This window comes from Devosia sp., from assembly GCF_041917035.1.
Lineage (GTDB): Bacteria > Pseudomonadota > Alphaproteobacteria > Rhizobiales > Devosiaceae > Devosia_A.
Genome location: NZ_JAYRYM010000135.1, coordinates 1 through 10,802 on the forward strand (window position 1 = coordinate 1; position 10,802 = coordinate 10,802).

12 protein-coding genes are annotated in these 10,802 nt (G+C 67.1%); 3 read left to right on the plus strand and 9 right to left on the minus strand.

What is annotated here, in order from left to right; translation table 11 throughout:
* The 3 genes from ACE3TU_RS13935 to ACE3TU_RS13945 form a co-directional block, all read right to left on the minus strand.
* A partial coding sequence (locus tag ACE3TU_RS13935; protein WP_374625173.1) for a CDP-alcohol phosphatidyltransferase family protein occupies nucleotides 1-385 on the minus strand: 385 nt, incomplete at its 3' end.
* A gap of 139 nt (nucleotides 386-524) precedes the next feature.
* Entirely contained in the window at nucleotides 525-1,598 is a 1,074-nt protein-coding gene (locus ACE3TU_RS13940; RefSeq protein ID WP_374625175.1) for a 3-deoxy-7-phosphoheptulonate synthase, read from the minus strand.
* Nucleotides 1,599-1,795: 197 nt separating this feature from the next.
* Entirely contained in the window at nucleotides 1,796-2,245 is a 450-nt protein-coding gene (locus ACE3TU_RS13945) for a MarR family winged helix-turn-helix transcriptional regulator (protein WP_374625177.1), read from the minus strand.
* A gap of 286 nt (nucleotides 2,246-2,531) precedes the next feature.
* Between ACE3TU_RS13945 and ACE3TU_RS13950 the strand changes: the two genes are divergently transcribed.
* Entirely contained in the window at nucleotides 2,532-2,675 is a 144-nt protein-coding gene (locus ACE3TU_RS13950; protein WP_374625179.1) for a DUF1127 domain-containing protein, read from the plus strand.
* Nucleotides 2,676-2,744: 69 nt separating this feature from the next.
* Here the strand turns inward: ACE3TU_RS13950 and ACE3TU_RS13955 are convergent, their stop codons facing one another.
* The 5 genes from ACE3TU_RS13955 to ACE3TU_RS13975 form a co-directional block, all read right to left on the minus strand.
* The gene (locus ACE3TU_RS13955) at nucleotides 2,745-3,506 is read right to left on the minus strand and encodes an ABC transporter permease (RefSeq protein ID WP_374625195.1); all 762 of its coding nucleotides are present in this window, start codon (nucleotides 3,504-3,506) and stop codon (nucleotides 2,745-2,747) included.
* Nucleotides 3,507-3,548: 42 nt separating this feature from the next.
* Nucleotides 3,549-4,352 carry an ABC transporter permease gene (locus ACE3TU_RS13960; protein WP_374625181.1) on the minus strand — a complete coding sequence of 268 codons (804 nt, stop codon included), beginning with the start codon at nucleotides 4,350-4,352 and terminating at the stop codon, nucleotides 3,549-3,551.
* The gene (locus ACE3TU_RS13965) at nucleotides 4,349-5,350 is read right to left on the minus strand and encodes an ATP-binding cassette domain-containing protein (protein ID WP_374625183.1); all 1,002 of its coding nucleotides are present in this window, start codon (nucleotides 5,348-5,350) and stop codon (nucleotides 4,349-4,351) included. Before ACE3TU_RS13965 ends, ACE3TU_RS13960 begins: the two co-directional genes overlap by 4 nt.
* Nucleotides 5,351-5,876: 526 nt before the next feature.
* Entirely contained in the window at nucleotides 5,877-7,757 is a 1,881-nt protein-coding gene (gene uvrC / locus ACE3TU_RS13970) for an excinuclease ABC subunit UvrC (protein ID WP_374625185.1), read from the minus strand.
* Nucleotides 7,754-8,557 (minus strand): SDR family oxidoreductase, encoded by an 804-nt coding sequence (locus ACE3TU_RS13975; RefSeq protein WP_374625187.1) that lies wholly within the window; start codon nucleotides 8,555-8,557, stop codon nucleotides 7,754-7,756. Before ACE3TU_RS13975 ends, uvrC begins: the two co-directional genes overlap by 4 nt.
* Nucleotides 8,558-8,742: 185 nt before the next feature.
* On the opposite strand from ACE3TU_RS13975, the gene ACE3TU_RS13980 reads away from it, so the two are divergent.
* Nucleotides 8,743-9,681 (plus strand): DMT family transporter, encoded by a 939-nt coding sequence (locus tag ACE3TU_RS13980; RefSeq protein ID WP_374625189.1) that lies wholly within the window; start codon nucleotides 8,743-8,745, stop codon nucleotides 9,679-9,681.
* 18 nt (nucleotides 9,682-9,699) lie between these two features.
* Here ACE3TU_RS13980 and ACE3TU_RS13985 read toward each other — a convergent pair whose 3' ends face one another.
* Complete coding sequence (locus tag ACE3TU_RS13985) at nucleotides 9,700-10,095, minus strand: DUF2177 family protein (RefSeq protein WP_374625191.1); 396 nt, start codon at nucleotides 10,093-10,095, stop codon at nucleotides 9,700-9,702.
* A 132-nt stretch (nucleotides 10,096-10,227) separates the two neighbouring features.
* Here ACE3TU_RS13985 and ACE3TU_RS13990 point away from each other — a divergent pair, with 132 nt between their 5' ends.
* Nucleotides 10,228-10,668, plus strand: coding sequence for a hypothetical protein (locus ACE3TU_RS13990; RefSeq protein ID WP_374625193.1), 441 nt, complete (start codon nucleotides 10,228-10,230; stop codon nucleotides 10,666-10,668).
* Nucleotides 10,669-10,802 lie beyond the last annotated feature (134 nt).

Genomic DNA, 10,802 nt, shown 5'->3' on the forward strand with positions numbered 1-10,802 from the left:
GGGTCACGGGCACCTCGATAGAGCGATTGCCGAGATACTCCCTCAGGCCGGACACGAAGATCTCGCGCAGCAGGATGGCGATCGCGGGAATGAGGTCGAAGGCGTTGAGGTCGCGGGTGAAGGCGAAGGTGACCAGCAGCGCGCCGACAAGGAGCTTGTCGGCGATCGGGTCGAGCATCTTGCCCAGTGCGGAGTTGAGCTTCATGCGGCGGGCGATGAACCCGTCCAGCCAGTCGCTGACGGCGGCGACAACGTAGAGCAGCAGTGCCAGCCAGCGCAGCCACTCCCAGCCGATGACCAGCAGCAGGCAAATCACCGGCACGGCGGCGATGCGCCCGATGGTCAGTTGATTGGGAAGCGTGAGGAGCTGCGGATGAATCTGCATGAAGAACAGACTCACAGCAACACGCCGGCCGGTCAAGCGGAACGCGCGAGGCTCCGCTGACGCAGGGCGGGAGCCGAGGTGCAAATGCCCACGGCAGGGGGCCGGTCCCTCGACCGGCCCTGCCTGCACCGGATCTGCGTCAGGCCACCAGCTGCGCGGTGACGCGGCGGCGCTCCTCGACGGTGGCGGCCAGGCGCTCGAGGGCCGACACCGTGGTGTCCCAGTCGATGCAACCGTCGGTGATCGACTGACCGTAGACCAGCGGCCTGCCGGCGACCAGGTCCTGGCGACCGGAAACGAGGTTGCTCTCGATCATGACGCCGATGATGCGACGATCGCCGGCGGCGACCTGCGCGCCGACGGCCTTGAGAACGCCGGGCTGGTTCTCGGGGTTCTTGGACGAGTTGGCGTGGCTCGCATCGATCATGATGGCGGGTCGGATGCCGGACTTCTCGGCTTCCCTGCCGGCGGCCTCGACCGACGCGGCGTCGTAGTTGGTCGCCTTGCCGCCGCGCAGGATGATGTGACAGTCGTCATTGCCCGTGGTTGCGGCGATCGCCGAGTGGCCGGACTTTGTGACGGCCAGGAAATGGTGCGGCTGGCTGGCCGACTTCACGGCGTCGAGCGCGATCCGGACATTGCCGTCGGTGCCGTTCTTGAAGCCGACCGGGCAGGACAGCCCCGAGGCGAGCTCACGATGCACCTGGCTCTCGGTGGTGCGCGCACCGATCGCGCCCCAGGAGACGAGGTCGGCGAAATATTGCGGGATGGTCATGTCGAGGAACTCCGAGCCCGCCGGCAGACCGAGATTATTGACCTCGAGCAGGAGGCTGCGAGCGAGGCGGAGGCCATTGTCGATGTCGAAGCTGCCATCGAGATTGGGGTCGTTGATCAGGCCCTTCCAGCCGACGGTGGTGCGGGGCTTCTCGAAATAGACTCTCATGACGATCTCGAGCGAGCCGAGGAGCCTTGTCCTCAGGGCGGCGAGGCGGCGGGCGTAGTCGAGGGCGGCAACCGGATCGTGGATGGAGCAGGGCCCGACGACAACGGCGAGGCGGTCGTCAGTGCCGTGCAGGATGTTGTGGAGCGCATGGCGGGCGCTCAGGACGGTACGCGTCGCCGCGTCCGTGCGGGGGAACTCGCGCTCGACCTCGGCGGGGGTCCTGAGTTCGCGTATCTCGCGTATGCGCAGGTTGTCGGTGGTTTTCATCATGGTCGTCGGCTCCTCTCTGGGTGCACCGGCGACGAAAAAGCCGCCAGGTGCTGGCGGCTTTTCGGGTTCTGTCTGTTTGGACTTGTCAGCTCAAACGCGCCCCTCCGGCTGCCAGCGGCTTCCGTTGCTAAAGTACCAATAGAAGTAGGTGGCGCGGAGGTTCATGGCCGCGTTACTAGCGCATGCCTCGCGGCTTGTCACGCGGGTTGATCATCGCCCTTGGTCGTAGCCGCCCGGATGGCGGCGAAGACGCGCAGCGCGGCATCGAGGTCGGCGTCGGGGAGACCCGCGAAGACCTCGCGCCGCACGGCCATCAGCGCCTCGTTGACCGCGCCGACGACGCGCCGGCCCTCGTCCGTATAGGAAACCACATTGGCGCGACGGTCCGAGGGATCGGGTTCACGCCGGACAAGACCGGAGGCCTCCAGTTCGTCGATCAGCCGGACCAACGAGGCGCCCTCGATGCCGACCGCGTCGGCGAGGGCGTTCTGTCGGACATGGTCGCCAAGCCGGTCGATCCAGATCAGCGGTGCCGAGGCGGCCTCGGAGACGCCGTGGCGCGATGCAGCCTCCCGGGCCATCTTGCGCCACAGGCGCCCCGACAGCACCAGTTCCCGCGTCAGTTCGCGCAGCAGGCTATCGGGCATCCTGAACGGCTCCGGTCTTGGCGCCATGCGTGGCACGCAGGGTAATGCCCCGGCAGGAACCACATTTCGTCGCCAGAGGGCAACACCCGTCGCACGGCGTGCGGCATCGACGAGTCCCCTGGAGCAGGACTGCGGGCTTGTCTGAGGGAAGCGCCGGCTCGGACCGAAAACCTAACGCCGGTTAACTCGACTTGCAGCTGATGCATGGCTCGGGTGCAAAATACCCCACTGGTCGAGTCGGGTTACGAGGCTTATCTCAGCGTCACCAAACAGAAGGGGAAACCAGATGAACATCCGCCAGAAGATCTCGCAGATCATCGCCTACAACCGCACCGTGCGCGAGCTGAATTCGCTGAGCAACATCCAGTTGCGCGACCTCGGCATCACCCGCGACGACATCCGCAACGTGGCCCGCACCGCGGTCAACTGAGCGGCTCTGCTATTCCGACTCTGCAAGAGGCGCCCCCAGCGGGCGCCTTTTGTGTCTTGGGGAGCAGGCTCAGCCGCCGGCCCCCTGATAGTTGCGCAGGCACCAGCGCCAGTGCGCCGCGGCCAGAAGGGCCATGACCGGGCCGGCCAGGATGCAGGCGAGACCGGCCCAGTCGCCAAGCAGCGGCACGGGCTTGCCGAGCAGCACCGCGACGGGGACGGTACTGATGAATCCGAGCGGCACCAGCGTGAGCAGCATCAGCTGAATCGGGACGGGAAAGATGGCGACCGGGTATCGGGCCAGTTCCCAGAAGCCGAAGAACACCGAGTAGAGGTGGCGCGATCGCACCCAGACCATGGCGCTGGCGCCGATCATGGTCATCAGGGCGCACACCACCAGCGCGCCGCTGACGAGGGTGGCGAGGAAGAACAGCGCCACCGGCAGCGACCAGGCGATCGCGACCTGGGTCAGGGCCCAGCCCATGAGGCCGACAGCGAGCACGATGTGCCCTGTATAGCCGATATTGAGGCCGGAAAAGACCAGGTAGGCCCAGGGGCTGACGGGCTTCACCAGGATGGCGTCGATGGTACCGAGGCGGACCAGTTCCTCCATGACGCGAAACTGGGTGAAGCTGAACGAGGCGCCCAGCGAATAGGCGAGAAGGTGGAAGCTGAGCAGCAGGGCCATGTCCGGCCAGGTCCAGCCGGCGAGGTTGCCGAAGCGGCTGACGATCAGCGCAATGGCAGTGTACACGGCGCCGTAGGACGCCACCTGCGAGATCCAGGCGAGGAGCATGGCACCTGGATACTCGAGCTTGGTGCGCACGAACATGGTGACCAGGTGCGGGATGAGGCGCAGGGTGCGGGTCACGCTTCAGCCCCCCTGCACGATGAGGCGATGGCGGGCGCGCGACCACAGCCAGGCGAGGCCGGACAGCAGCACGCCCAGCCAGCCAAGGCCGATGGCAAAGTAGACGAGGGTCTGGGCCGGATCGAGCCAGCCCAGATAGACCGCCGAGGGATAGTAGCTGACCCAGGCGAAGGGCAGATGGCCCGCGATGGCCGCCAGCCAGCCGGGAAACAGCCAGAGCGGCACCAGCCCGCCCGACAACAGGGTCATCAGGCTCATCAGGAACCACTCGAGGGCGAACACGGTCATCAGCCAGAAGGCGAGCAGGCCAGCCAGCGTCGCGAGGCTGAACAGCATGGCGAACGACAAACCCCAGAAGGCGAGGAATGCGAGGCCGTGGAAAGGGCTGGCCGGAGGCACCAGACCGTAGGTCAGGCCGACGACGATGGTGATCGGCAGCACGATGAGCAGCAGCTGGAAGGCGAAATTGCCCAGATGGCTGGCCAGCAGATAGGCCGGATAGTGCAGGGGCCTCAGCAGCATGACGGCGACGTCGCCGGTCTGCACGGCATTGCCGACCTCGTTGACGAGGCGGGAGAAGTCCCAGTAGAGCACCGGCCCGGCCAGCACCGCATAGGTGATCGCCTCGGGCAGCGAGACTCCATCGACGGTGGTGCCGGCGGCCGCGCCGTAGACCGAGACCCATATGGCGATGCGGGCGAAGATGAACACCAGGTCGCCGAAGGCCGCGGCCCAGACCGCGTTGCGATAGGCGAGGCGGGTCTGGAAGGTCCTGGCGGTGAAGGCGGCGTAAGCGGAAGCCCTCATGATGGCACCACCAGGTTCGGCTTCTGCTGATAGAAGGTGCGGATCACTTCCTCGATCGCCGGCTCGTCCAGGGCCGCGTCCTTGAGGTCGTAGCCGCCGCCGAGTTCGGTCAGCACATCGAGAATTGAGACGTCCTCGCGGTCGAGCAGGAAGTGCTTGGCGGCGCCGTCGTCGCGAACGAGGCGCGCGGTGGTGAGTTTCAGGGGCCCCGGATCGCTGCCGAATTCGAGCCGCAGGCGGCGGCGCGCCCCGAGCGCCGAGCGCAGCCGCCCCAGTTCGCCATCGAACAGCAGTCTGCCGTCATCGACCATGATCAGGCGCGGGCAGATCTCCTCGATGTCCTGCAGATCGTGGGTGGTGAGGATGATGGTCGTGCCGCGCTCGCGATTGATGCGGGCGAGAAACTTGCGCACCGCGTCCTTGGCGACGACGTCGAGCCCGATGGTGGGCTCATCGAGGAACAGGATTCTCGGATCATGGAGCAGCGCCATGGCGATTTCGGCACGCATGCGCTGGCCGAGGCTGAGCTGGCGCACCGGGCGGTCGAGATAGTCGCCCATGGACAGCATGTCGCTTAGAAAGGCGAGATTTTCGGCATAGCGGGGTTCCGCGATATCGTAGATGTGGCGGTGCAGGGCGAAGCTGTCGCGCACCGGCAGATCCCACCACAGCTGGCTGCGCTGGCCGAACACCACGCCGATCTGGGCGGCATTGACGATGCGGTGGCTGTGCGGTTCGCGGCCCAAGACGCCGAGGCGGCCGGCGCTGGGGACGAGGATGCCGGTCATCATTTTGATCATGGTGGATTTGCCGGCACCATTGGGGCCGAGATAGCCGACCGCCTCGCCCGCCGCGATCGAGAACGAGACGTCGCGTACGGCATTCACGGCGGTGAAGTCGCCGCTGAACAGGCTGCGGATCGACCCGAGCAGCCCGGGTCGACGCTTCGCCTGACGGAACGTCTTGGAAACTCCGCTGACGGTGATGACGGATGACATGGCGATCCCCCGGGGAGGGGGAGGGTAGGCGATTCTGGCGGGGGTGGGAGATGTTCCGGGATTGGGGCCACCCCCACCCTTGGTCTCTCCCCACAAGGGGGAGGGAGACGCTGGAGCACTGGCGGGAGGGCCGCCTCCCTTCTCCCCTTGAGGGAGAAGGTGGCGCGCAGCGCCGGATGAGGGGTCCGCGATGGTTGAGACAAACCCCTCATCCGCCCTTTGGGCACCTTCTCCCTCAAGGGGAGAAGGCGGTCCCGACTGCCATCGGTGCCAACTGCGATTGCCCTCCCCCCTGTGGGAAGGGAGACGCTGGGGCATTGGCGGTGGTCTGGTTGCTACTTCTGATTGCCGGGAGCAAAGGGGGGCCGGGGCGGTGATCGCCTCACCCCCCTCTTAGGATTTCCAGGGCTTAGCAAACGCCAAGCCCCATTCGAGCATAACTCTCATGGCCTGCTTGCCTCAAATCGGTCCACTGGACTGATTTGCCCTTCGGGACGGTTCGAAGTCCCCCGTGAACGGGGGAGGATCAAGTGCCGTTGAAGTGGTCGTAGATCTGCTGCGCCAGCTGGCTCGAGACGCCGGGGACGGCGGCAAGGTCGGCAAGGGCGGCGCGGCTGACCGCCTTGGCGGAGCCGAAGCGCTGGAGAAGCGCGCGCTTCCTCGTGGGGCCGATGCCCTCGATCTCGTCGAGCGGGTTCCTGACGACGTCCTTCTTGCGGCGGGCGCGGTGGGTGCCGATGGCGAAGCGGTGGGCTTCGTCGCGCAGGCGCTGCACGTAGTACAGCACCGGGTCGCGGTGCGGCAGCATGAAGGCCTCGCGGCCCTCCATGAAGAACTTCTCGCGGCCGGCATCGCGCTCCTCGCCCTTGGCGATGCCGATGAAAGTCACCTCGCGCGGCAGGTTGAGCGCGGAGATGACCTCGCGCACGGCATTGAGCTGGCCGGCGCCGCCATCGATGAACACCACGTCGGGCCAATCCGGCATGCCGCCGTCCTCGTCCTCGATCTCGGGGCCGCCGCTCTCGTTGGCCAGACGGGTGAAGCGGCGGGTCAGCACCTCTCGCATCATGCCGAAATCGTCGCCCGGGGTGATGTCGGTCGATTTGATGTTGTAGGTCCGGTAGTGCTTCTTGCTCAGCCCGTCCTCGCCGGCGACGATCATGGCGCCGACGGCATTGGTGCCGGAGATGTGCGAGTTGTCGTAGACCTCGATGCGGCGCGGCGGCTCGTCGAGGCCGAACAGGTTGGCGACGCCCTCGAGCAGGGTCTTCTGCGTCGCGCCCTCGGCGAGCTGGCGGCCGAGCGCTTCGCGCGCATTGTTGAGCGCGTGGACGACCAGCTCGCGCTTTTCGCCGCGCTGCGGGGTGAGCACGGCGACCTTGTGGCCGGCACGGGCGGAGAGCGCCTCCTCCATCAGGTCGCGCTCGCTGAGCTCGTGCGAGAGCAGCACCTGGCGGGGCGGGGTGCGGTCCTCGTAGAACTGCGAGATGAAGGCCTCGAGCACCTCGGCATCGGAGAGCGTCGCGTCGGCGCGCGGCCGGAAGGCGTGGTTGCCCCAGTTCTGGTAGGCCCGGAAGAAGAACACCTGGACGCAGAACTGCCCGGCTTCGTGGGCGATGGCAAACACGTCCGCCTCCTCGACGGTCTTGGCTGCCGCATCGCTGCCGCTCTGCACCAGGGCGAGGGCCGAGAGCCGGTCGCGCAGCAGGGCGGCGCGTTCGAAATCAAGGGCTTCGGCGGCGGCATTCATGTCGGTGGCGAGATGCTCCTGCACCGACTTGGACTTGCCGGAGAGGAACTGGCGCGCTTCCTCGACCAGTTCGGCATAGTCGGAAAGCGAGATCTCGCCGGTGCAGGGGGCGGAGCAGCGCTTGATCTGGTGCAGCATGCAGGGTCGGGTGCGGCCCCTGTAGAAGCTGTCGGAGCAGGTGCGGAGGAGGAACGCCTTCTGCAGCGAGTTGATGGTGCGCTTGACCGCGAGGGCCGAGGCGAAGGGCCCGAAATAGTGGCCCTTGGTGCGCCGCGTACCGCGGTGTTTGCGCAGCTCCGGGGCTTCGTGCTCGGTGGCGATCAGGATGTAGGGGAAGCTCTTGTCGTCGCGCAGCAGCACGTTGAAGCGGGGCTTCAGCCGCTTGATGAGGTTCGCTTCGAGCAGCAGCGCCTCGGCTTCGGTCTCGGTGCGCACGAACTCCATGTTGGCGGTGGCGGCGATCATCCGCTGGATGCGGATGTCGAGGCCTTCGGGCCGGGTGTAGTTGGTGACGCGTGCCTTGAGGCTTCGGGCCTTGCCGACATAGATGACTTCGCCGGCCGCATCGAACATGCGGTAGACCCCCGGCGCGGCCGGCAGTGTCTTGACGAAGTTGCGGATGACCTCCGGGCCGGAGGCTGGTGCAGGCTCGGTCATTTCCGGCGCGCGGTCGGGCCGCGGCGATCCGGGAACTCGAGATGCTCGCCGCCGTCGAGGGCGAGCATCTGGCCGGTCATGGCCGGAAGGCCGAGAACGGCCATGACTCCCGCCGCGATTCCGGCTTCGTCGGCGCTGGTGCCGAGGGGCAGCTCGGTCAGCCGGCGGGCATGGGCCTCGGCCGTCACATGCGGGGGTGGTACGGTGGGGCCCGGGGCGATGGCGTTGACGCGGATGCGCGGCGCCAGCGACTGGGCGAGGGTGCGGGTCATGGTCCACAGCACGGACTTGCTCAGCGTGTAGCTGAAATAGGCCGGGGAGAGGTCCAGCACGCGCTCGTCGATGATATTGATGATGTTGCCGGCGCGGCCGACGGGCAACTGGGCCGCGAAATCGCGCGACAGGAAGGCGGGCGCCTCGGCGTGAACGGCGAAATGAGCGTCCCAGAGCGTCTCGTCGAGGTCGAAGACCGCATCGCGCTCGAAGATCGAGGCGTTGTTGACGAGCAGTGTCAGTGGCCCGAACGGACCGGCCGCGGCCGCGATCAGCCCGGCCCGCTGGCTGCGGTCGGCCAGGTCGGCACCGATCGCGGCGGCGCGACCGCCATTGGCCCGGATCGAGTCGGCCGTGGCCTCCGCCTTCACGGCGGAGCTGCGGTAGTGGACCAGCACCGCCCAGCCTGCCGCGGCGAGCCTGCGCGCGATGGCTGCGCCAACACGATCGGCGGCACCGGTGACCAGGGCGACTCCGGGCGTGGGGCCCTCGACGGCGGCGGGGTATTGCGGTGTTTCGGTGGTCATGAGTCGCATCAAGGATAAGGCGTTCGTCGACGGGCTTCAATTTCTAGCAGGAGCGCCTGTCAGAACGTGGCAGCTGTCGAATTCGTCCACCCGCGTTCGGGCCGGGCGCCCTGTGTGGTCTTGCATTGCGCCACTCCGGCGGGCATTGCTCGACGGGTAGTGCCCTCAAGCACGAGAGTCTGGAAGTGACCGACGCCGCATCGCCTCGGGCCCGGGTCGACAATGTCGCCCTCGGCATCGGGCTCAGCCTGTTCGCCATCGTGATCTTCGGGGTCCAGGATGCCATGGCCAAGCTCCTGGTGCAGGGCATCTCGCCGTTTCAGCTGGCGATGATGCGCTTCTGGGCATTCGCGGCCTTCTCGCTGGTGCTGGTGGCGCGGCAGGCGCCGCTCAGGCAGGCGTTCCGATCGCGCCACCCCTGGCTGCAGGTGGCGCGCGCCGTCCTGCTGGTGGTCGATATCTGGCTGTTCGCCATTGCGCTGATCGATGTGCCGCTGGCCGAACTGCAGGCGATCGTTCTGGTCTATCCGCTGCTCGCAACGCTGTTTGCCATCCCCATCCTGGGGGAGAAGGTGGGGATGTTCCGCTTCGTCGCGGTCGGCGTCGGCTTCGTCGGGGCGCTGGTCATCGTGCGGCCCGGCGGGCTGCCGCTCGACTGGGGCGTCCTGGCAGGCATCGGCTCGGCCGCCGCCTATGCACTCTACATCGCCCTGACCCGCAAGGTGTCGCGGCACGATTCGACCGCGACCAGTATGGTCTATGTCGGCATTGTCGGGCTCCTGCTGACCAGCGCGGTCGGCGTGTTCTTCTGGGCCCCGCTCGAGCCCGGCTCGCTGCTTCTCGTCGGGGCGGTGATGCTGACCTCGACTGCCGCGCACGGGCTGATGATGGTGGCTTTGGCCCGCGCGCCCGCCAGCACGCTGCAGCCGTTCAACTACATGTCGCTGCCGCTCGGCATCACGCTCAGCTATGTCGTGTTCGGACATCTGATCGATCCGGTGGCCCTGCTGGGCGGTGCCGTGATCGTCGGCGCCGGCCTCGTGGTCATGGCGCGAGAGCGGTATCTCGCCCGGCAGGGACGCGAAACCGCGGCAGTGGCCGCCGAGGAATCGCCGACGCACTGAAGCGCAGGCGCGCCGGACCTAGCCGAAGCGGCTCGCGATCCACACCCCGCCGGCAGCCGAAACGGCGGTCAGAAGCGTACCCCAGGCCATGTCGACGAGCGCCACGGTGGGCGTGAAACCGCGCATGGTGGAGAGATTGGTGAGGTCATAGGTGCCGTAGGCGACGAGGCCGAGCACCGCCCCCATCAGCAGGGCCTTGAGCACGTCGCCCTCGGCCGGTGCGGCGACGAGGATGACGAGACCGGCGACATAGGCCAGGTAGAAGCCGGCGGCGATCATCAGGTTCGGCTGCTCGAGCAGCAGGTCGCCCAGTTCGCGCCGGTAGAAGTTCTTGCCGGTCAGCGTCAGCCAGACAAAATCGAGCGGGAAGAACACCACGGCACAGGCCGCAAACAGGATCAGGTATTTGGTCAATCGGGCCTCGCCGCGCAGGATGCACAAGTTGAAACGCGCCGGGGCCGCCGCGGATCACTCCGGACCCTTGAATCGCGCAGCGGTGATGGGCATCTGAACGCAGCAAGGGGCGCTGCGCCCAGGGAGGCTGCGATGGTCATCGTGCTCGAAATCCTCTTGGTCGCCGGCCTGGTCGGACTGGTGGCAAGTTACCTGTTTCGTGGCCGCCGCGAAGCGGAACGGCAGGCGGTGACCGAACAGCGCGTCGCGGCCTACATGCAGACCATCCGCAGGGAGGCCAGCAACCCCGAGCTGCTGGCGATGAGCGATGGCGAACTCAAGGAGCTGCTGCTGTCGAGCGCTCGCAACCTGCGGGTGCAGGCCGACCGCAAGTGGTACCTGCTGGTCGGCGGCGGCGTCGTGGCGTTCTTCGCCGCGATCATGGTGGGCACGGAGGAGGGCACGCGCGGCTTCGGCATCGCCATGCTGGTCGGGGCGGCGGTCCTTTACGGACTCAACGAGTATATCGGCCGGCGCATGCGGGAGCCGCTGAACAAGCGCGGCATCGATCCCGAACGGCTGCGGGTCGAGTAGCGCTACAGCCGCCGCATCCGGCCGACCATGAAGACCAGGGCGCCGGCAATGATGAGCAGGAAGGGCGCCAGCACCAGGATGGACAAGATGGTGCCGTCGAGGTGCATCTGGCCGGCGCTGCCCCTCAGCTCGGC

Coding starts and splice junctions, on each gene's coding strand:
- uvrC (WP_374625185.1), bottom strand. CDS start 7,757: ATGACCGAGCCTGCACCAGCCTCCGGCCCGGAGGTCATCCGCAACTTC.
- ACE3TU_RS13965 (WP_374625183.1), bottom strand. CDS start 5,350: ATGTCATCCGTCATCACCGTCAGCGGAGTTTCCAAGACGTTCCGTCAG.
- ACE3TU_RS13950 (WP_374625179.1), top strand. CDS start 2,532: ATGAACATCCGCCAGAAGATCTCGCAGATCATCGCCTACAACCGCACC.
- ACE3TU_RS13955 (WP_374625195.1), bottom strand. CDS start 3,506: ATGTTCGTGCGCACCAAGCTCGAGTATCCAGGTGCCATGCTCCTCGCC.
- ACE3TU_RS13940 (WP_374625175.1), bottom strand. CDS start 1,598: ATGATGAAAACCACCGACAACCTGCGCATACGCGAGATACGCGAACTC.
- ACE3TU_RS13975 (WP_374625187.1), bottom strand. CDS start 8,557: ATGACCACCGAAACACCGCAATACCCCGCCGCCGTCGAGGGCCCCACG.
- ACE3TU_RS13960 (WP_374625181.1), bottom strand. CDS start 4,352: ATGAGGGCTTCCGCTTACGCCGCCTTCACCGCCAGGACCTTCCAGACC.
- ACE3TU_RS13945 (WP_374625177.1), bottom strand. CDS start 2,245: ATGCCCGATAGCCTGCTGCGCGAACTGACGCGGGAACTGGTGCTGTCG.
- ACE3TU_RS13990 (WP_374625193.1), top strand. CDS start 10,228: ATGGTCATCGTGCTCGAAATCCTCTTGGTCGCCGGCCTGGTCGGACTG.